At 42.3% G+C, this 19,070-nt stretch carries 19 protein-coding genes, 1 tRNA gene and 2 pseudogenes; 13 read left to right on the top strand and 9 right to left on the bottom strand.

Features of this window, described 5'->3' with window-relative positions; genetic code table 11:
- Positions 1-356: pseudogene (locus tag A2517_RS05830) on the top strand (transporter); the annotation flags it as partial.
- On the opposite strand, the gene A2517_RS05825 reads toward A2517_RS05830, so the two are convergent.
- From A2517_RS05825 to rpsU, 3 genes are all read right to left on the bottom strand, one after another.
- Positions 325-1,263 (bottom strand): D-2-hydroxyacid dehydrogenase, encoded by a 939-nt coding sequence (locus tag A2517_RS05825; protein WP_294895055.1) that lies wholly within the window; start codon positions 1,261-1,263, stop codon positions 325-327. The pseudogene A2517_RS05830 and the gene A2517_RS05825 sit on opposite strands and share 32 nt — an antisense overlap.
- On the bottom strand, positions 1,260-2,423 hold the full coding sequence (purT, locus tag A2517_RS05820; RefSeq protein WP_294895053.1) for a formate-dependent phosphoribosylglycinamide formyltransferase: 1,164 nt from the start codon (positions 2,421-2,423) through the stop codon (positions 1,260-1,262). Before purT ends, A2517_RS05825 begins: the two co-directional genes overlap by 4 nt.
- Before the next feature lie 107 nt (positions 2,424-2,530).
- On the bottom strand, positions 2,531-2,743 hold the full coding sequence (gene rpsU, locus A2517_RS05815; RefSeq protein ID WP_013458942.1) for a 30S ribosomal protein S21: 213 nt from the start codon (positions 2,741-2,743) through the stop codon (positions 2,531-2,533).
- 87 nt (positions 2,744-2,830) lie between these two features.
- Here rpsU and dnaG point away from each other — a divergent pair, with 87 nt between their 5' ends.
- Positions 2,831-4,477 (top strand): DNA primase, encoded by a 1,647-nt coding sequence (gene dnaG, locus A2517_RS05810; protein ID WP_294895049.1) that lies wholly within the window; start codon positions 2,831-2,833, stop codon positions 4,475-4,477.
- A 12-nt stretch (positions 4,478-4,489) separates the two neighbouring features.
- Positions 4,490-5,461 (top strand): argininosuccinate synthase domain-containing protein, encoded by a 972-nt coding sequence (locus A2517_RS05805; protein WP_294895047.1) that lies wholly within the window; start codon positions 4,490-4,492, stop codon positions 5,459-5,461.
- Here the strand turns inward: A2517_RS05805 and A2517_RS05800 are convergent.
- Positions 5,454-5,717 carry a heavy metal-associated domain-containing protein gene (locus tag A2517_RS05800; RefSeq protein ID WP_294895045.1) on the bottom strand — a complete coding sequence of 88 codons (264 nt, stop codon included), beginning with the start codon at positions 5,715-5,717 and terminating at the stop codon, positions 5,454-5,456. The genes A2517_RS05805 and A2517_RS05800 overlap by 8 nt on opposite strands.
- A gap of 121 nt (positions 5,718-5,838) precedes the next feature.
- Between A2517_RS05800 and A2517_RS05795 the strand changes: the two genes are divergently transcribed.
- Complete coding sequence (locus A2517_RS05795; RefSeq protein WP_294895042.1) at positions 5,839-6,528, top strand: sulfite exporter TauE/SafE family protein; 690 nt, start codon at positions 5,839-5,841, stop codon at positions 6,526-6,528.
- Between the two features lie 13 nt (positions 6,529-6,541).
- Here the strand turns inward: A2517_RS05795 and A2517_RS05790 are convergent, their stop codons facing one another.
- A complete protein-coding gene (locus tag A2517_RS05790; RefSeq protein WP_294895040.1) occupies positions 6,542-7,330 on the bottom strand; it encodes an HDOD domain-containing protein in 789 nt (262 codons plus the stop codon).
- Positions 7,331-7,461: 131 nt separating this feature from the next.
- Here A2517_RS05790 and A2517_RS05785 point away from each other — a divergent pair, with 131 nt between their 5' ends.
- Positions 7,462-7,884 (top strand): hypothetical protein, encoded by a 423-nt coding sequence (locus A2517_RS05785; RefSeq protein ID WP_294895038.1) that lies wholly within the window; start codon positions 7,462-7,464, stop codon positions 7,882-7,884.
- Here the strand turns inward: A2517_RS05785 and A2517_RS05780 are convergent, their stop codons facing one another.
- Positions 7,885-8,478 (bottom strand): hypothetical protein, encoded by a 594-nt coding sequence (locus tag A2517_RS05780; protein ID WP_294895036.1) that lies wholly within the window; start codon positions 8,476-8,478, stop codon positions 7,885-7,887.
- 130 nt (positions 8,479-8,608) lie between these two features.
- Between A2517_RS05780 and A2517_RS05775 the strand changes: the two genes are divergently transcribed.
- From A2517_RS05775 to A2517_RS05750, 6 genes are all read left to right on the top strand, one after another.
- A tRNA-Ala gene (locus A2517_RS05775) sits at positions 8,609-8,684 on the top strand.
- A 170-nt stretch (positions 8,685-8,854) separates the two neighbouring features.
- Positions 8,855-10,240, top strand: a complete 1,386-nt coding sequence (locus A2517_RS05770) for a hypothetical protein (protein WP_294895034.1) — start codon at positions 8,855-8,857, stop codon at positions 10,238-10,240.
- Between the two features lie 56 nt (positions 10,241-10,296).
- A complete protein-coding gene (locus tag A2517_RS05765) occupies positions 10,297-11,970 on the top strand; it encodes an ATP-binding protein (RefSeq protein WP_294895032.1) in 1,674 nt (557 codons plus the stop codon).
- A gap of 484 nt (positions 11,971-12,454) precedes the next feature.
- Complete coding sequence (locus tag A2517_RS05760; protein ID WP_294895030.1) at positions 12,455-13,474, top strand: PDDEXK nuclease domain-containing protein; 1,020 nt, start codon at positions 12,455-12,457, stop codon at positions 13,472-13,474.
- A gap of 340 nt (positions 13,475-13,814) precedes the next feature.
- Positions 13,815-14,339: a SurA N-terminal domain-containing protein gene (locus A2517_RS05755; RefSeq protein WP_294895028.1), complete on the top strand. Its 525-nt coding sequence runs from the start codon at positions 13,815-13,817 to the stop codon at positions 14,337-14,339.
- A 16-nt stretch (positions 14,340-14,355) separates the two neighbouring features.
- The gene (locus tag A2517_RS05750; protein ID WP_294895057.1) at positions 14,356-15,024 is read left to right on the top strand and encodes an energy transducer TonB; all 669 of its coding nucleotides are present in this window, start codon (positions 14,356-14,358) and stop codon (positions 15,022-15,024) included.
- Between the two features lie 2 nt (positions 15,025-15,026).
- On the opposite strand, the gene A2517_RS05745 is transcribed toward A2517_RS05750, so the two are convergent.
- The 3 genes from A2517_RS05745 to pstS form a co-directional block, all read right to left on the bottom strand.
- Entirely contained in the window at positions 15,027-15,422 is a 396-nt protein-coding gene (locus A2517_RS05745) for a hypothetical protein (protein ID WP_294895026.1), read from the bottom strand.
- A gap of 110 nt (positions 15,423-15,532) precedes the next feature.
- Complete coding sequence (locus tag A2517_RS05740; RefSeq protein ID WP_294895024.1) at positions 15,533-16,867, bottom strand: hypothetical protein; 1,335 nt, start codon at positions 16,865-16,867, stop codon at positions 15,533-15,535.
- A 243-nt stretch (positions 16,868-17,110) separates the two neighbouring features.
- Positions 17,111-18,112, bottom strand: a complete 1,002-nt coding sequence (gene pstS, locus A2517_RS05735; RefSeq protein ID WP_294895022.1) for a phosphate ABC transporter substrate-binding protein PstS — start codon at positions 18,110-18,112, stop codon at positions 17,111-17,113.
- A 145-nt stretch (positions 18,113-18,257) separates the two neighbouring features.
- On the opposite strand from pstS, the gene A2517_RS05730 reads away from it, so the two are divergent.
- Together A2517_RS05730 and A2517_RS05725 are read left to right on the top strand one after the other, a co-directional pair.
- Positions 18,258-18,929 carry a PhoU domain-containing protein gene (locus A2517_RS05730; protein WP_294895019.1) on the top strand — a complete coding sequence of 224 codons (672 nt, stop codon included), beginning with the start codon at positions 18,258-18,260 and terminating at the stop codon, positions 18,927-18,929.
- Between the two features lie 41 nt (positions 18,930-18,970).
- A pseudogene (locus tag A2517_RS05725) lies at positions 18,971-19,070 on the top strand (DNA-binding response regulator); the annotation flags it as partial.

The raw sequence follows: 19,070 nt of genomic DNA, 5'->3' as shown, positions 1-19,070 counted from the left end.
AAACGCTGATGATGGGGGCGTATGCTTCTATGACAATGCAATTGGTGTTATTTGGAATTTATCTTTACGGCATTAAACTCGGAGAGATAAATCTCCGACTTAGCGCATGGGTCAACGGAACTAAATTTATTTTGATACCCGTGATTGCATTTGTCGTATTAGGGATGGTAGAGATGGACAGGGTCGTGAAGGGGATTTTGTTTTTGGAACTGTTAGTTCCGTTAGCGGTAGCGAATGTTAATCTCGCCTCGCTCTATCACTGTGCCCCCCGCACCGTTACGGTGCAGGTATTTGTAACGTCGGTATTGTTTTTGGGGATCGCCCTTATTTTGCCGACACTTCTGAAAATGTTTTGATATTCTCGATTGTAGCAGCTATAAGACGCTCACGTGCTTCACGGGATGTCCATGCGATATGCGGAGTGATATAGAGGCGTTCAGGATGTTTTACGGCCAAAAGAGGATGCGGTGTTTTCATCGGCTCACTCACCAATACATCCAAACCGACATAAATCGGTTTAACGTCGATAATAACCGAGAGGGCATCTTCGTCCACAATTCCGCCGCGACCGAGATTGAGCAATACCGCACCGTCTTTCATCTGCAACAATTCAGAGTGGGAGATCAAATTCTCGGTCGATTTATTAAGGGGTGCGTGGATCGAAATGATATCGCTGTTCTCGATTAAACGGCTCAGCGTCGTTTTCTCAAAGTCACCGTTTGCATTTTTCCCTGAGGTTGAATAATAACAGACGTTAGCACCGAACGCGCGGGCAATGTTTGCTACAGAGCGACCGATTTCACCCAGTCCGATAATCCCCCATGTTTTCCCGCGCAGTTCACTGAATGAAGGGCCGATATGGGCAAACACCGCCTCCTTCTGCCACGCTCCGCTTTTGACATATTCATCGTAATAACGGCTATGTCCCATCAGGTAAAAGAGCATTGAAAAAGTGTGTTGCACCACCGCATCGGTCGAGTACCCCGCGACGTTTTTGACACAAATTCCACGACGTGCCGCCGCCTCATGGTCGATATTATTCATCCCCGTCGCCGCAACACAGATAAGTTTGAGATTTGGGGCTGCTGCCATTACGGCATCACTAATCACCACTTTATTCGTCACGATCACTTCCGTATTACAAACACGCTCACATATCTCATCGGTAGATGTCGTCGGATAAACAACCACATCACCTAAGCTATCAAACCCTGCTAACGACGTATCACCGTAGGTTAGTGCATCGAGTATGACTATATTCATGCGTCTTGTATCTTTTTGATCAATTTTTTCGCTTTTTTGAGTGCTTTGTTTACTTTATCAAATACAAGGACAACCGCCATACGACGTCCCACGTGTGCTTCAGGTTTACCGAATACGCGGACAAAACTGTTATCATCAAACAACTCATCGGCAACATCAATCACCGGCTCATGCGATTCGACGGTAGATTTAAACGCCGCACTTGCACCGTCACCGTAGAAGGTAAATCCAAGAGGTAGTCCAAGTACTGCACGAACGTGTAGTGCAAACTCGCTTTGGCTTTGGGTAATCAATGTTACCATCCCCGTATCGTGTGGACGTGGGCTCACTTCACTGAAATAGACTTCATCGCCTGAGATAAATAGCTCAACACCGAACAACCCTTTACCGCCCAAACCGTCCGTAATCGCTTTTGCTATTTTTTGGGAACGCTTCAATGCCTTTTTTGACATCTCCATCGGCTGCCAGCTGTAGATGTAATCGCCGTCTTTTTGGATGTGCCCGATCGGCTCACAAAACACGGTCTCTACCCCGTTGCGTGCCGTGAGCAAGGTAATCTCATAATCAAAACGGATAAACTCCTCGACGATCAGCTCACTTGCGTCTCCGCGTGCCTCTTTGGCAATTTCCCATGAGTTTTCCAAATCAAACGGGCTGTGGGCGATACTTTGCCCGTGACCGGATGAACTCATCACAGGCTTGATAACACACGGGAATCCGACATCCTCAGCCGCAGCGCACATATCTTCGTAGGTGCTCACAAAATGATAACGGCTTGTTTTAAGACCCAACTCTTCGGCGGCAAAACGGCGGATATTTTTACGGTTCATTGTTTTGTTGACCGCTTCGGCGTTCGGGATAACACAAAACCCTTCCGCTTCAGCAGCGAAAAGGGCATCGATACTGATCGCCTCGATCTCAGGGAGAATGTAATCGGGCTTCTCTTTACGGATAATCTTTAATACCGCTTCTTGATCTTGCATATTCACCACATGAGAGCGGTTAGCGACGAGGTGTGCGGGGGCATTTTTATAACGGTCTACCGCGATTACTTCGATCCCGAGACGTTGTGCCTCAATGGCCACTTCTTTGCCGAGTTCGCCGGAGCCTAAGAGCATGATTTTTTTGGAATTGTTTTTTAGAGGGGCACTGAAGAGCATAAGTTTAGCCTTGCGTGTAAATTAATACCGTAAGTGTAACACAGGGTTTTTAAATGGGGGGTTAGTTGATTAAAGAAGGTGTAACCCAAGCGCCGAAGCGCAAGAGATTACAGGCGAGATTCGTAACGTCGCATCATATACAAACGTTTTAACATCTTTTTGCGAGCGCTGATTTTGAACTGTTTACGTTTTTCAGTCTCTGTAACATGGTTACGGCGAGCACGAGCTTCAGTAACAATCAGATTACGATCTGTTTGTTTCTTGAAACGACGGTAAGCAGCATCAAAGTTATCATCTTGGCGTAAGATAATTCCAGGCATTCACATCACCTACTTTCTATTTAAAATTTTCGAAGTGGAATTATAGCATAAATTTACCGTAAAGCACTGTTACGCTAAAATCAGATCATGATTACTCAAGACTCCATCGAGGCGCTCAAAGCCCGACTTGATATTGTCGATATCGTGGGCTCTTACATCGAGCTCAAACGTGCCGGAAGCAGTTTCAAAGCGCCGTGCCCGTTTCACGATGAGAAGTCCCCCAGCTTCGTCGTCAACCCCTCACGCCAAAGCTACCACTGTTTCGGATGCGGCGTACACGGCGATAGCATCAAGTTCGTTATGGAGTACGAGAAACTCAACTACCCCGAGGCCATCGAGAAGTTAGCCGCATCGAACAATTTTAGCCTCCACTACACTGACGATACGAAACAAAAAAAACGCTCAAATCTCTTAGAAACCCTCAACGACTGGTATCAAAAACTCCTCGAAGAGAAACGAGACGCTATGGAGTATCTCCACGAGCGGGGTATCTACGCCTCTAGTATCGAGCGCTTCGGTATCGGATACGCCCCGACCTCACCTGAAACCCTCCGTTTTTTAGAACAGCGCAAACTTCCTACCCCCGAAGCGATCGAACAAGGGGCTATAGGACGGGGAGATGAGGGGAGACTCTTCGCCCGTTTTATCGAGCGGATCACATTTCCGATCCACTCCACCAGCGGTGCCATCGTCGGATTCGGCGGACGTACTATCACAGGACACCAAGCGAAATACGTTAACTCTTCCCAAAATGCCATTTTCAACAAATCACGCCTCCTCTATGCCTATCACCTCGCCCGTGAAGCGATCTACCGCCGCCGAGAGATCATCGTCACCGAGGGGTATTTGGATGTGGTGATGCTCCATCAGGCTGGATTTACCCATGCCGTTGCAACGCTCGGAACGGCACTCACAGCAGAACATCTTCCGCTGTTGCGCAAGGGGGAGCCGAAAATATTTTTGGCGTATGACGGTGATAAAGCGGGACGTGCCGCCGCATACAAAGCCTCCAAGCTTTTGAGTATGTCAGGGTTTGATGGCGGCGTTGTTTTATTTGAAGGGGGACTCGACCCTGCCGATATGATTAAAAACGGTCAAATTGAACAACTCAATGCACTCCTCCATAAACCAATCCCTTTTATCGAGTTTGTTATTTCGGAGATGATTAGTACGTATGATCTCCAAGACCACAAGGCCAAAGAGACGGCACTGCATGAAAACATCGCGTTTCTGAAAACCCTCTCTCCCCTTCTACAAGAAGAGTATCGCCCTTTTGTCGCTTCAAAACTGGGAATTTCCCCTTCATTAATCCAAGTGGGACGAACCAATAAAACCTCTGCCACGCAACCGATCAATTTTTCTCATCACGATATTTGGGAGTTGAGTTTTATCAAAACACTTCTGGAACGTCCCCATATTGCCGATTCTCTCCTCGATTTTATTGACGGCTCTTTGTTACAATATCACGGAAGCGAGTTTGAATCAGCGATTCAAGGGCGTAGTGATGACCCGCGCCTCAGCGCATTGATGATGGATGATCGGATTCGGACATTTGAGGGAGATGAGGGGCTTAGAGCGGAGCTTATTACTTTCTTGAGCGCCCATTATAATCGTGAACTCAAAAAAGTGACAACCCAAAATACGATATCATTCGATCAAAAATCGTACCTAATACGTCAATTTCGTGAGAAAATCGAACGCCTCAAACGGGGCGAACTAGTACCGCTCACGTAAACAAGGAACTCCATGAAAGCCATAGCCCTATTCAGCGGCGGACTCGATTCTACCATCGCGGCGAAACTTATTATCGATCAGGGGATCGAAGTGATCGCCTGCAACATCAACACCGGATTCGGTTCGACCAAAGACCGCCTTGCTCACATGAAAAATATGTGCGAACAAGTAGGTGCCGAGTTTAGAAGCGTCGATATCCGTGATGAATATATTCGCGAAGTCCTCTTTACCCCGAAATACGGCTACGGTAAAAACTTCAACCCATGTATCGATTGCCATGCGAAAATGTTTGAAGTGGCTAAGCGGCTTATGAATGAGTGGGGGGCGAGTTTTCTCATCAGCGGCGAAGTTCTCGGTCAGCGTCCGATGAGCCAAAATCGTGAATCACTTGATAAAGTCCTCAATCTTAGCAACTGCGATGGATTACTTTTGCGCCCGTTGTGTGCACAATCGTTGGAGCCGACCCTTGCCGAAATCAACGGATGGGTCGATCGTGACAAACTCGAAAACATTGTCGGACGTAACCGTGAACGACAAATGGAACTTGCACGAGAATTCGGACTCAAGGATTACGAAGCACCGGGTGGCGGGTGTCTCCTCACGGATGAAAAATTCTCCAATAAAATCCGTGATTTTATCGCCCATGATACCTTTACGATTGAAGATATTCCGACACTCAAGTACGGTCGCCAGCTTCGTCTTCCCGAGGGGGCGAAACTCATTATCGGACGCAATGCCGAAGACAATGCCATACTCGAAGCTATAGAGAATCCCAAATACATTCACATCGATACGGAACTCTTCGGCCCTCATTCGCTGATCTCACGCAATGCGAGCGAAAATGACCGTTTGTTAGCGGCAAAACTGATGCTAGCCTATTGTAAACCGGATTTTGAAGGGGAACAAACATTGATGTTTGGAGAGGATGCAATAACAACCGTGAGCGACATGAGCCGCCACGATGCCCAAAGATATTTTATTTAGCGACTGCGCAACCGTAGCCTGCTTGTTTGACGGCGTCACACAAGCTCTCAGGCTTGATTCCGTTTTCGGCTTTTACTTCCGCACGTCCCTCTTTAAGATAAACACTGGACTCTTTTACCCCTTTGACTTCATTCAACGTCCCTTTTACATTTTTTACACATGCCGGACATGTCATACCGCTGACATTAAGCTTTAAAAGCTGATCAGCACTTGCAAGAGAAACCAAAGCGGCCATAGTGATTAGAACTTTTTTCATTCGCGAACCCTTTAAATAATTTCATGCTATTGTTTCATAGAACTGTTAAATTTGTGTTAAATCTTAACACTGTTGTAACAAAAATTATTTAAACTATTGATATTCACTAAAAGGTTTGATTATGCATGGTATCGAATGGTGGCTCATAATTTCAATTGCATTCGCGGGTAGTTTCGGTCACTGTATCGGAATGTGCGGAGGATTTATCGTCGCCTACAGTTCTACCAAAATCGATGCTTCGATGAGCCGTAGTGCGCAGCTCATCCGCCACAGTGCTTATAACATAGGGCGTGTCAGCTCTTACGTGATACTGGGAATGATATTCGGTGCAATCGGGTCGCTGTTTGCTCTGAGTATGGAGATGCACGGGGTACTCTTCATTTTCGCAGGGGTTGTGATGATTATTACCGCACTGGGGATGTTTGGTCTTTCCAAACTGATTCATGTGCTTGAGCGGGGGTTTTCCAGTAACTCTCTTTTTAAAACCCTATTTTCACGACTCATTAAAAGTAAAAGTATCGGGAGCTTTTTTGCATTAGGGGTGATGAACGGCTTTTTCCCATGCGGATTTGTCTTTTTCTTTGCGGCAAAAGCGGCGGCATCCGCATCCATTATCGACGGAGGATTGATTATGGCGGCATTTGGTCTCGCCACCGTCCCGACACTCCTTGCCCTTGGACAATCGGTCAGTTTTTTCAAAGAGATCGCATTTCGCCAGACGATGAACCGAATTGCTGCCTTAGCTATCTTGATTTACGGTCTTTACAGTGTCTATTACGGGTTGGCCTACTTTTTTGATTTACCGATTTAAGTGTGTTTTACACCTATTGTTCGGTAGATTTGACAGATAAAACGGCCTCTTCAAATGCACTTTTATTTAATCCGAAGCTCTCTATCGTCTCCAATGCAGTGCGCATCCCCTCTTCACTAAACGTATCTCGTAAATTAACCGCTTGGGTAATTACTCTTAATACCTGTGCATGAGGGTTCAGTGTTGATGGATTTGATATTTCCCTCAATGTATCAATCAATGCCGTCTCAAAATTCCAATGTTCAAACATAGCGGAGGCTATTTCATAACTGCTCATCCCAAGGTACTTCCGCTCAATCTCTTCGAAAGAGCCGTTTTGAGCAATCTCTTGTACGAACTGATCCAAATTACCGGATGAAATTACTTTGAGGGATCCAACAAGCTTTCCGAGTTCCATTAAAAAGGCACTGCTTTGGAGCAACGGCAACATACTCTTATCGACGTTTCGATACCACTCTCTCGCCAAAGACATTTGGAGTGTCGACACTCGTGTCAAATCATCAATACCCGCAGAATAAGGGCTCAAATCAATAGGAACCGTTTTTTTGATCGCACTCGCTGCCGCAAATCCCCGAATCATAGATATTCCGAATAACATTACCGCTTTCGAAATAGAGGATATCTCTTTGCTCATCCCATAGAGCGGTGAATTAACCGATTTTAGAATATTTGCACTGAGCATCGGATCATGTTCGATTACGCGTGATAGCTCATCAATATCAGTATCATGGTTCATACACATCTCTTGTATCCGCACTATGGAAACGGGTAGAGGGGGGAGGCTTTTTATCTCTTCAAGCATATCGGTTAACTCCTCTTACTTTTCATCTTACTATCATATAAACGGGAGTGTACTCCGACTCATTTTAAAGCCTTATTAGTTTGAGACAATAAACGCTATACTAAGTCGAACATTTTTTTTGAGGAGTTAAAATGGCAGGGGTAATGTTTTCATTTTATGACTTTGCATCGTTGATCGATCTCAATATCGGAATATCGGATCGGTTAGATGAAAACCGTTCGGAAAGTTTTACAATTTTGTTTTGCGATTTTTCAAATATTTCGCACACATTAGTTGAATCAAACATTCAAACCTTGCTACGCACGTCCGATTCTATTGTCCATTGCGACGACTACTACTTTTTCGTTATGCCCTATACCGACCGATACGGATGCGGTTTTGTTAAAAAAATGGTAGAAGATATCTTTAGCAAACCTATTCAAACTGCCGCAATTTGTTATCCATCAGACGGAGAAAACTCTGCTGAGTTGCTGGAGTCTCTCCATGCCGAAGTAAAAAAGATTCACAAGATCGATCTCGACTGTCTTTACAGTGCCGCCAATCGGGAACCTTGATTAGCGCTGAGCGACTACCGGCTTGAAAGTGTGGTACGGTGAGTTTTTATAAAATTCTATTGCTTCGTGAATATCGCTTTTACGGCCGATATTACGATCGTAAAGATAAACCGTATTGGTAACTTTTTCACAAGGTTGCGCTTTACACGGTTCCGCTTTTGCCACTTGTGCACTTGGTGCAACAGCTACATGGGTTACAGCGGCACTGCTTACAGTAGATGTTTTCACCGCTTCATGCGTTGTAGCAACCGATTCTTCTTTTTTAACCGAAGCAACTTGAGCGTGAGCATCCGCAACTTTTTTCTCGGCGGTAGCACTTTCACATGCCTTCGGTGTTGTTCTGTTGATCGGACGGACAAAAGCATCTTTGCTAATCGCTTTTGCTTTTTTTAGATCGTGATGTGCCGACGCAGCTGATGGATATTTACCCACCGTTACCACATTACATACCCCCTCTTTTTTCTTTATTGAAGAGAGGGCGCTTTTGTGTACTTTCTTTTCAAAAGCGGGAGTGATCGAAGCCTCTTTTTTGGCACTGATCGTCTGAATCGTATATTCCTCCGCACTCAACACTACACTGGTGACACTGAACATTATAATTAGGGCTAAATTTTTCATACCACTATATCGACACGATACGAAAAAAACTTTACCACTCCCCTCTTTTTTGTTGCGCATTGACTTTTAAGAGCCCTCTATCGTATAATGGCGCTCCAATATCTTTGGGCCCTTAGCTCAGCTGGGAGAGCGCGTCGCTGGCAGCGACGAGGTCAGCGGTTCGATCCCGCTAGGGTCCACCAACACTACTTCATCTAATAATCACCTACCCTCATCGTAAAAGCCAAAAAATTATCCTCTATTTTCTGTTGCGCTATAATATCCTCACTTTAACAGTGAGACACGAAAATTGTCCATTTTTTAAAATTCTAGGTAAGAAAACATAATCAATTTATATTAAAAGGCAATTTTAATGGCTAATAAGACTATTTTTACAGTTGGATTTGAGTTGCCAACAAATAACTTTCAATTTAAAAGTTTTCATTCTAATGCTTCATTATTGGATGCAGATATTATTTTATTTGAGCCTAAATTAATCTATCAAACAGATTATTTAACAGGTGCTCAATACAACGGTAAACCTAATTTATCAGACGAAAGTTCAACAAAATGTAATTATTCTATAAAACATTGGAAAGAAGAACTAAAATTAGCTTATGAAAGTGGTAAAACTATTTTTATTTTTTTAACTACTCCCGAAAATGTGTTTATTCACACTGGTTATACAAATAATGGAAAAAATAGATTAAGAAATTTAGATGAAATAAACAGTTTTGCAATGCTCCCAATAAGTTTTAAAGACAAAAAAACTGCTAAAGGTAAAAATATACAGTTTACACAAGATGGAATTTTTTTAAAATCATATTGGGAAACTGTAAAAAAATTTTGTGAGTATGAGCTTTATTTTGAACATGACAGTGCAAAACCACTTATAGTTACAAAAAGTGGTGATAAAACTGTTGGGGCTATGATGACTAATGAAAAAGGTGGAGTAATGCTGTTATTACCACCCTTAAATTTACCAAAAGATTTTACAGATATGCACACAGATGGCAAAACTTCCATTTGGACAGAAAAAGCTATTCAATTTGCTAAATCGCTGTTAAACCAAATTATTGCTATTGATAAATCATTGAAACACTCTACCCAAGAGACTCCCGCTCCAGAATGGATAAGCGAGGCGCAATTTCAATTAGATATTGAGAAAAAATACCTATCAGAAATTGATAAATTTCAAAATCAACTAATCTCTATACAAAAAAAAATAGAAGCAAAAAGAAATGAACTAGACAAACATACATTGTCAAAAAAACTGTTATTTGAAAATGGTAAGCCTTTGGAATATGCAATTATAGATGCTTTACAAATAATAGGATTCAAAGCAGAAAATTATGATGATGGTAAATCTGAATTTGATATTGTTTTTGAATCAGACGAGGAAAGATTTATCGGTGAAGCGGAAGGGAAAGACACTTCGGCGATTGCTATTACAAAATTTAGACAACTTGAATCAAATATCCAAGATGACTTTGCAAGAGATGAAATAAATGAGTATGCAAAAGGTGTATTATTTGGCAATCCGCATAGGCTATTGCATCCAAACAAAAGAACAGAATTTTTTACTCAAAAAGCAATAGATTCTGCAAAAAGAAGCGGCATAGCACTTGTCAATACACATGAACTATTTGAAGTTGTAAAATATCTCAAAGATAAAAATGATAAAAATTATGCAAAACAAGTGAGAGACTGCTTTAAAAATACAAGCGGAGAAATTATAAAGTTTCCGCCAATTCCATAAAAAATAGGTATAGGCTGAATTAAAATGAGCAAAATCTTATGCGATTGGAAAAGAGAATGACAACTTTAGAACTCCAAAATTATCTCAAAGCCCACTATCCAAAAGAGAACGAAGCGTGCGAATGGAAAGAATTTAAAAATCTCAAACATAGCATTTCGGGTGCAAAGGGTGAAGATTTAGCCACGTATGTTTCAGCTATCGCCAACATGAACGGCGGGCATATCGTTATCGGTGTCAAAGATGGCACACTCGACATCGTAGGTATCGAAAATCTCCATGACTACATCCCCGAAACACTCCCGCATCGATTACTAGGCGTTTGCATGAATCTCAGCAGTGAGGGGCTATCTGTAGAGGCTCACACGACAACCGACACAGCACGAACCGTTTGGATCGTCCATATCCCTAAACATCTGCCACGCAAGCCCGTGTACGCCCATAACAAAGCATGGCAACGTAGCGGCGATAGCCTCATCGAACTAAGACCCGAACGGGAAGCCTCTATTTTGGCGGAACCAATAGGAAAAGCGGAGGATTGGTCGGCACTTATCTGTACGGATGCGACACTGGAAAATCTCGACCCCGAAGCGATCCGTTTGGCGAGAGAAGAATATATCACCAAGCACCCCAATCTTGCCGAAGAAGTTGCACAATGGGACAATAGAACCTTTCTCAACAAAGCCAAGCTCACGCTTGATAGCAAAATCACCAATAGTACCCTTTTGCTTTTGGGAAAAGCAGAATCGGTGCATTTACTCTCTCCCGCAGTACCACGCATCACATGGGTACTCAAAGACCGTGATGGCATCGAGCAAGGGTATGAGCATTTTGGATTACCGTTGCTTGTTAGCGCGCAAAAGGTTCACGCGAAGATCCGAAATTACAAATATCGCTACATGGCAGACAGCAAGCTTTTCCCCGATGAGATAGACAAATACGACCCTTGGATCATTTACGAAGCCCTGCATAACTGTATTGCCCACCAAGACTATGAACTAGGTGGTCGTATCAATGTCGTCGAGTTCCCTGATAAACTCGTATTTTCAAACGTCGGAAGCTTCATACCTGAAAATGTGGAGAATGTCATCGAACGTGACGCACCGCCTGAACTATACCGTAACCCGTTTTTATGTCAAGCGATGGTCGAGATTAACATGATCGATACCATAGGCAGTGGCATAAAGCGGATTTACTCGAAACTTCGACAGCGATTTTTCCCTATGCCAAACTATCACATCGAATCCAAGCGAGTTGAAGTCACTATTTTTGGACAAATCCTAGATGAACGCTATGCCAAGCTTTTGGCTATGAATCCCGAACTCAGCTTGCACGATGTTATCGCACTGGATCGTGTTGTTAAACATCTACCTAGCACGGATGAGAGCCTTAAATATCTTCGTGATAAGGGGCTTATTGAGGGGAGAAAACCCAATGTATATGTTTCCGCCTCGGTAGCAAAAGCAACGGGAGATAAAGCAGGATATACCAAGAATAGAGCTTTCGATAAAAAATATTATTTTGACTTAATAGAGCAAGCCATACGACAACATGGATCAATGAATCGACAAGAGCTTGATGAGCTATTATGGAAAAAATTACCCGATAATTTAACCGATAGTCAAAGAAAGACAAAGATTAATAATTTAATAAATGAACTCTCAAATAAATTAAAGAAGATATGCAATAAAAGTAGCAATACAAAGCCAAAATGGGTACTTTGCGAGGTATAATCGCTTTAATAAATTACAGATAGTAGAAAAAAATTATTAAAGATAGATAGCAGTAAATGATACACTCTGTGTATTTTTTACACATTCCTAGACATTCTTTTTAGACATTTAACCCACAAGAGCAAAAATACCTCTCTAAGGACTGTTTTTTAGGGGTACTTATAGGGGTATCAGTTCACAGCACACCGCTTTAGCTTCGCAAAATAGGGACTCGTCGGTAGAGCTAGGGTCCACCAACTTCACTTCATCTAACAATCACCCACACTAATCTCTAAACGTCAAACAATTAGCCTAACCCTTGCGCATTTGCTATAATATCCTCACTTTAACACTGAGGCACAAAATTTGTCACTTTCCCGCGCAGGAGAGTTACGTACGAATATAAGGAAAAAGCTATGGATTTAAAAGATTTTATTAAAGAAACAATGATTCAAATAGCAGAATTTAAAATTCCTATTGTTCTACCGCATGGAAGAGAGAATAAATGAGTAATATCACTGCCACACAAAAGTATGAACAGCTATTAGTCACTATCAGCTCAGCCTATGAAGCAGGGCGAGTCCGTGCGGTTAATGCGGTCAATACGGAGTTGGTGCAAACGTATTGGAAAATCGGACAATACATCGTTGAATTTGAGCAAGCCGGAATGCAAAAAGCTGATTACGGCAAGGGGCTTTTAGAGCAACTTAGCCGTGATTTGACATTGCAGCACGGCAGAGGTTTTAGTCGTAGCAATCTCATCCGATTTCGCCAATTTTATCTCGCATATCCAATATGTGCGACAGTGTCGCACATATTGGGATGGTCGCATATCGTAGAGCTTTTGAAGATTGAGAATGCGCTTGAACGGGAGTTTTACGAGAAACAAACGGTGAGTGAAAATTGGTCGGTTCGAGAACTGCAACGCCAAAAAGAGAGTGGTCTATTTTTACGTTTGAGTATGGGGAAAAATAGAGAAGAGATTCTTGATCTCTCCAAAAACGGTCAAATCATCGAAAAGCCTACTGATATTTTGAAAGACCCTTATATCTTTGAGTTTTTAAAAATCCCTGAGCCTTATCATATCGCCGAAACGCAACTCGAAAGTTTGCTGTGTGATAATTTACAAAGTTTTTTACTGGAACTCGGCAAAGGATTTACATTTGTAGGACGACAATATCGAGTAACGCTCAACAATACCCACTACAAAGTAGATTTGGTGTTCTATCATAGGATTTTGAGATGTTTTGTCTTGATTGACCTTAAAATCAATGAAGTCAAACACCATGACATCGGACAGATGAATATGTATTTGGGATACTTTGCCAATGAACAAAATATCGAGGGAGACAATCCTCCTATCGGTATTATTTTAAGTAAAGACAAAGATGAACTGCTGGTTGAATATGCAACCTACGGAATGAATAGCCAACTCTTCGTTCAAAAGTATCAACTCTATTTACCCAACCAAGACGAGCTACGGCGTGAGATTGAAGAGGTTTTAAGGGGAGAAGAAATAATATGATTATCGACTATCTCAAGACGTTTAAATATGCAAAACGTCACGATATTACTGCGTTACTTTTAGACAAGCTTCCTGATATTTTAGACGAGAAACAGAAGCATAATAAGATTAGAAACATTTTGTACTCTATGTCAAAAAAAGATCAAAGTATCGCAATTTCGGGCTCTTCACAAAAAGGTGTATGGATATTGAACAGCAAAATAGTTTAGACAAGGTATGAGATTAATTAGTCAAGATGAACAATGTCTAAATGTGAATATTTTAGATATTTCTCCCACTTAACCTTTTCGTATTAAACACACACTATAATACCCATAATTATTTTCCAAAAGGAACCTTTATGAAACTTTCTCTTGCACTTGCCTCATTTGTACTAACGTCTACTTTCGTTTTTGCCGCTCCCGCTACCCTCGCAACCGTCAACGGCAAAGCGATTACCACGAATGACGCTAACGCATTTTTATCCAAAGCTGCACCGGGGATGAGTTTTAATAAACTCGATCCGAAAATGAAACGCCAAGTAGTCGATCAACTTGTAAACCAAACGCTTGTAAAAGATCAGGTGATTAAAAGCGGTATTCAAAATACCCCTGCTTTCAAAGCCCAATATGCTGCGATCAAAAATGATTTGGCAGTCGATATGTGGATGAAACAGCAAATGAATAAAATCAGTGTCACCGACAAAGAGACGAAAGCTTTCTACGATGCTAACGGCGATAAGATGAAACAAGGGGATAAAAAAGTTCCGTATGAACAAGTGAAAAAAGAGATTACTCAATTTTTGAAACTGGAAAAATTTAAAACGCATATGAACAAAACAACGGATGCGCTCCGATCATCGGCTAAAGTAGAAATCAAGCTCTAAATTTCACTTGGAACACGTGCGCGCACCCCACCCTTTTCTCCTCTCGGTAGGTATCCACCTCACCCTAGCGGCTCTCATTATCGGAGCTGTCAGTGTGATTCATAAAACACTTCCTGTTATAACCGAAACAACCTCTCTTAAAGTTTTGCTTCACACCCCCAAATCCGTACTAAGCGTCCCGATTAAATCCCCAGAGCCGATACAAAAGAAAGAAGAACCTATCCCTCTTCCTAAGCCGAAGCAGATTCAAATGCCAACACCGATTAAAACACCGGTGTTAGTCCAAAGCAAACCGATTCCCGTAGCTCCGCAAACGGCTCCAACGATTACACCTTCCGCCAAAGCTCCTGAAATAACAGCTCAAGCAGTACCGAAAGCTCCACCGCCGCCACCGAAAGTAGAAGAAAATTATGCGGAAGAGAATTTGGGACGCATTCGCACCATTTTGGCGGAACGGCTCAAATATCCTAAAAATGCGGTACGCTTGAAACAGCAAGGGGAGACGACGGTAACCTTTACGTTGGATACGAATCGTGATGTGAGTCAAATTACCATTACGCAAAGCTCCGGATTCGAACTTCTTGATGACGCGGCAAAAAATCTTATTGAGAGTTCTGCAAGTCTCTTTCCGAAACCTTCAAAATCGGTACGGATTAGCGTTCCGATCGCCTACAAACTCCGTTAATTTTACCCCCGCTGAGCAAGTCCGAGGGCGAGAGATTTTTCAATATCATGCGCATATGTTGGGTTATTCGTCCGAAGCGTTTTCTCAAATCGCAGTATTAGTTTAGAATCGGTTCGCGGATGGGTGCACAACTCTTCGAGCAAAAGTTTGTATTTGCCAACGGTATGCGATGTTATGGTTCCGAAATGGCTCAAAATCATCTCAACGGCATGATTTAACTCTCTAGCACTTGAGGATCTATTTTTAATAATGGCACTCAACGATTCAAACGTCTCAATTGTCGTCGGAACGGTTTCAGGAACGGTTTTGCTCTTGTTACTCCAAACATATAGGGCAACCAAGACAATGAGGATAAACAATAAACCCGCTATCGTAAGTATTAAATTTGCTGTGATCATAATAGGATTCTCTTAGGGTTGGTATAAGAAGTATTGTAGCGAAAAAGGGATGAAGGAGAATCTCTCCCGCAAATGCAGGAGAAAAAGGAGAAAATAATGAGGTTAAAGGATTACCATTTAACTTCGGTAGTAAACATATAAACGTCTTTTGCCGCTGATGTATCAGCACCTGTTGAGCCTACCTCATCGATATATTTTGCTGAACCGATAAAGCTGACGTTTTTATTCATTTTATACGCTAAACCTACCATGGTTTTATCACCATCATAGTTTATAGTCGTTGCGCCCGATGCAGGTTTGTTCTCTTTTTTATAGTCATCATAACGAGCGATTACCGTCCAGTCTTGGATAGGACGATATTCAGCATTGATTGACCAACCTGTATATTCAGCATCCGTTACACCGGCAGTACGTTTATCGTCTTCTGCTTTGAAATATTGTGCCGCAATCAAGAATTCCGGTTGGTTATACACTGCATGGATACCGTAGAACGAACGATCGTATTCTGCAGGATCACCGATAGTTGCACTATCATCTTTATGATTGTGAGAAATCAAACCATACGTTGAAAGGTTAGCATACGTATCTTTAGTACGATCGTTTTTACCCACTTTTTTCCCGCTTCCGAGCAAGTGAGCCGTCAAACGCCACTCAAGAGAGAGTTTTTCGCTATTTTCTTGGTTAGCCGCTGTTTTATCCGCATGGTAACCTTCACCGTTGAAGATACCGATTTCAGATGAGAACATATCCATTTTGGTTTTGAAATTTACACCAAGGTCAGCCGAGTTAACAAGGTCAACACCCGATTCAGTTGCCGTATTTTTCTCTTCTAAGAGAACTTTGTTAAATGAACGGTAATGCCAAGCATTATGCTCCTCATAGTCGATCCATGGGCGGTGCGCGATACCGAACTCTACACCGGTGTAAGGGAGAACTTCATCCAAATAGAGATATGCGTATTTCACAAATGCTTCTGCATATCCTTCATTCGTATCTTCAGCTGAATCATTAGACAACTCTTTCGTAGCATCCAATGTTACGCGCCAGTAGTCTTTATCGTTGAAAAACCCTTTTACTTGTACATAGTTACGGCGAAGTTCGAAACCAGTTGAATTACCGTATGTATTGCTTAATTGTGAATCAGCTGGTTTAGCAGAGGTCAAACCGAAATAGTGGGTACCGCTGAATTCAAGCGTTTTTGCTTTAGATTTAACGTTTACGTATTTAGACATTTTGTCTTGGTATTCAGAACTTTTTGATTCGACTTCACGAAGCTGCATATCAACTTCTTTCGCACTTACGAAATCGCCCATCTCCACACGGCCTTCGCCCGGAGTTGTATAAACTTGTCCTGTTTTAGGATCACTGTAGAGGGTCAAAGCATCTGCTGATGCAACGCCACTGATCATCGCCGCAGCAAGGGCTGATAATGCAACTTTTTTCATAAGAATCACTCCTGTTTTTTAATAGTGTCATTGTAGAAAAAATAGATTACGCTAATGTTACATTGCAGAATGATTACGATAAGGAAAATGGATATAAAACGCTTGTCTCAACGCATACGCAAGGAAAGACAAGCAAAAACTTAAGGAATTGAAGAAGGAGAAAGAAACGTTGGGTCTGTTAGGACACCTCTAAAGACATCTAAATGTTTTTAGAGGTATCCACCCCGAAGGGTGAAGGGGAAATTATTTAGTCTCTGCCCAGTATTGGCGAACAAGGTTTGTTGTTTCAACCGGAAGAGGGATATAACCGAGTTTTTGCGCCGCTGCATCCCCGTTACGGAACGAATGATCAAAAAATTTGATCGTTTCTTGATTGATATCAGCCGTTTCACGCGGCATAAGGATATACGTTGCCGCAACGATCGGATAGGTAGAATCCCCTTTTTCTGCTACGAGTGAGCCGTAAAAGTGATCTTTTTTCGTCCATGATGCTTGTTTAATCGCATTTTGGAAGTTTTGTTGACGTGCCGTTACCCATTTACCGCTTGCGGTTTGCAAGGTAGCGGCAGAGAGGTTGTTTTTCTCTTTGTAGGCGTTTTCAATATAACCGATAGAATATGGAGTTTGTTTAACGATATTTGTTACACCCTCATTCCCTTTTCCGCCGACACCGGTTGCCCAACCGATCGCTTTACCGGTTCCGAATTTGCTTTTCCACATTGGTGAAACATTGCTCAAATAATCGGTAAAGACGTGAGTCGTTCCTGATCCGTCAGAGCGGTGAGCCACGATGATTTTTTGCGCCGGAAGATTAAGTCCTGCATTGTCTGCAACGATTTTAGGATCGTTCCACATTGTAATCGTTCCTGCAAAGATCTCAGCAACAACACTGTTTTTAAGTTTCAACGCTTCATCTTTAACGCCTGGGATATTATGCGCTACGGCGATTGAACCGAAAACTGCCGGGAATTGAAGAAGTTTTGCTTTGTCCAACTCTTTAGGAGTCAAAGGGGCATCAGTCGCACCGAAATGCACGATACGCTCTGAAATTTGTTTGATACCGCCGCCTGAACCGATAGATTGATAGTTGACACGTGTTTTAGTCGCTTTTTGGTAGTTATACGCCCAGTCATAATAACATGGAGCCGGGAACGTTGCACCCGCGCCGTTGATTTTATCCGCAGCGATCATAGACGTTGCAGCGATTGCAGCGATCACTAAACCTTTTGTAGCATTCTTTAGCATTTTGGGATCCTTTTGGAATTTTTGATGACGGTATTGTAAAAGGCTCCGGTAACGATATGATTACAAAGGGTGATACGTCTTTGTAATCTGACGGTTATAAACCATTGGTATAATCGCGCACCATCATTTAATCAAAGGCACATCAATGCTACCACGCTATGAAAACAAACTTAATGAAATTCGCGGGATGATTTCACTTATGCTTTCTCAAATCATCCAATCCAGCGAAGAGACGCTCAAAGCATTTGAAACGGATAATGCGGAGCTCTACGAAACATCACGCACCTATATCAAAAACATCCAAGTGGATGCAAACAAAATCGATAACGAAATCATCAAAACGTTTGCCCTGTTTGGTCCCGAAGCGGATGAATTACGGCTGTTAGTTGCGTATTTGAAAATGACCAACGAGATTGACCGTATCGGCGACGGTCTCAAAAAATACAGTAAACGTCTCCATGACCATTGCCAAGGGGGATGCGATATGAGCGTCCTAAGCAATGCGATCATTCAACTTCACAAAACGACGATCAATGCGTTACAATACATCATTGGATGCTTGAATTCGATTGAAACATGTGACGCAGATGATGTTTACCGCAAAGTAATGGTTGAAGAGTCCAAAAATGACGACCTTTTTTCTATTATGGAGAAAGAACTTCTGACTCTGATTATCGATGCGAATGAACTCGCTGTCGAATATGTTAAGGTTTTAGGTACATTGCGCAAATTAGAGCGTATCGGTGACCGTACCGTCAATATTGCCTCATTGATGCTCTATGCACAAAAAGGCGGCGAGTTAAAATTACATAATTAGTGCGAAAAACGTACTTAGACCTGCGGAAAAAGGAATCAGTCGTGAATACGTTGATACTGATTGTCGAAGATGAACAAGATATCTTGGAACTCATGGAGTACCATTTAGGGAAAGAGGGATTTGAGACTATCGGCTTTCTTA

The organism is Sulfuricurvum sp. RIFOXYD12_FULL_44_77 (genome assembly GCF_001830725.1).
In the GTDB taxonomy this organism is placed as follows: Bacteria; Campylobacterota; Campylobacteria; order Campylobacterales; family Sulfurimonadaceae; genus Sulfuricurvum; species Sulfuricurvum kujiense_A.
The sequence above is the reverse complement of the archived record's forward strand: the minus strand, read 5'-3'. Positions and strand labels throughout refer to the sequence as shown.

Coding starts and splice junctions, on each gene's coding strand:
- A2517_RS05825 (WP_294895055.1), bottom strand. CDS start 1,263: ATGAATATAGTCATACTCGATGCACTAACCTACGGTGATACGTCGTTA.
- purT (WP_294895053.1), bottom strand. CDS start 2,423: ATGCTCTTCAGTGCCCCTCTAAAAAACAATTCCAAAAAAATCATGCTC.
- rpsU (WP_013458942.1), bottom strand. CDS start 2,743: ATGCCTGGAATTATCTTACGCCAAGATGATAACTTTGATGCTGCTTAC.
- dnaG (WP_294895049.1), top strand. CDS start 2,831: ATGATTACTCAAGACTCCATCGAGGCGCTCAAAGCCCGACTTGATATT.
- A2517_RS05805 (WP_294895047.1), top strand. CDS start 4,490: ATGAAAGCCATAGCCCTATTCAGCGGCGGACTCGATTCTACCATCGCG.
- A2517_RS05800 (WP_294895045.1), bottom strand. CDS start 5,717: ATGAAAAAAGTTCTAATCACTATGGCCGCTTTGGTTTCTCTTGCAAGT.
- A2517_RS05795 (WP_294895042.1), top strand. CDS start 5,839: ATGCATGGTATCGAATGGTGGCTCATAATTTCAATTGCATTCGCGGGT.
- A2517_RS05790 (WP_294895040.1), bottom strand. CDS start 7,330: ATGCTTGAAGAGATAAAAAGCCTCCCCCCTCTACCCGTTTCCATAGTG.
- A2517_RS05785 (WP_294895038.1), top strand. CDS start 7,462: ATGGCAGGGGTAATGTTTTCATTTTATGACTTTGCATCGTTGATCGAT.
- A2517_RS05780 (WP_294895036.1), bottom strand. CDS start 8,478: ATGTTCAGTGTCACCAGTGTAGTGTTGAGTGCGGAGGAATATACGATT.
- A2517_RS05770 (WP_294895034.1), top strand. CDS start 8,855: ATGGCTAATAAGACTATTTTTACAGTTGGATTTGAGTTGCCAACAAAT.
- A2517_RS05765 (WP_294895032.1), top strand. CDS start 10,297: ATGACAACTTTAGAACTCCAAAATTATCTCAAAGCCCACTATCCAAAA.
- A2517_RS05760 (WP_294895030.1), top strand. CDS start 12,455: ATGAGTAATATCACTGCCACACAAAAGTATGAACAGCTATTAGTCACT.
- A2517_RS05755 (WP_294895028.1), top strand. CDS start 13,815: ATGAAACTTTCTCTTGCACTTGCCTCATTTGTACTAACGTCTACTTTC.
- A2517_RS05745 (WP_294895026.1), bottom strand. CDS start 15,422: ATGATCACAGCAAATTTAATACTTACGATAGCGGGTTTATTGTTTATC.
- A2517_RS05740 (WP_294895024.1), bottom strand. CDS start 16,867: ATGAAAAAAGTTGCATTATCAGCCCTTGCTGCGGCGATGATCAGTGGC.
- pstS (WP_294895022.1), bottom strand. CDS start 18,112: ATGCTAAAGAATGCTACAAAAGGTTTAGTGATCGCTGCAATCGCTGCA.
- A2517_RS05730 (WP_294895019.1), top strand. CDS start 18,258: ATGCTACCACGCTATGAAAACAAACTTAATGAAATTCGCGGGATGATT.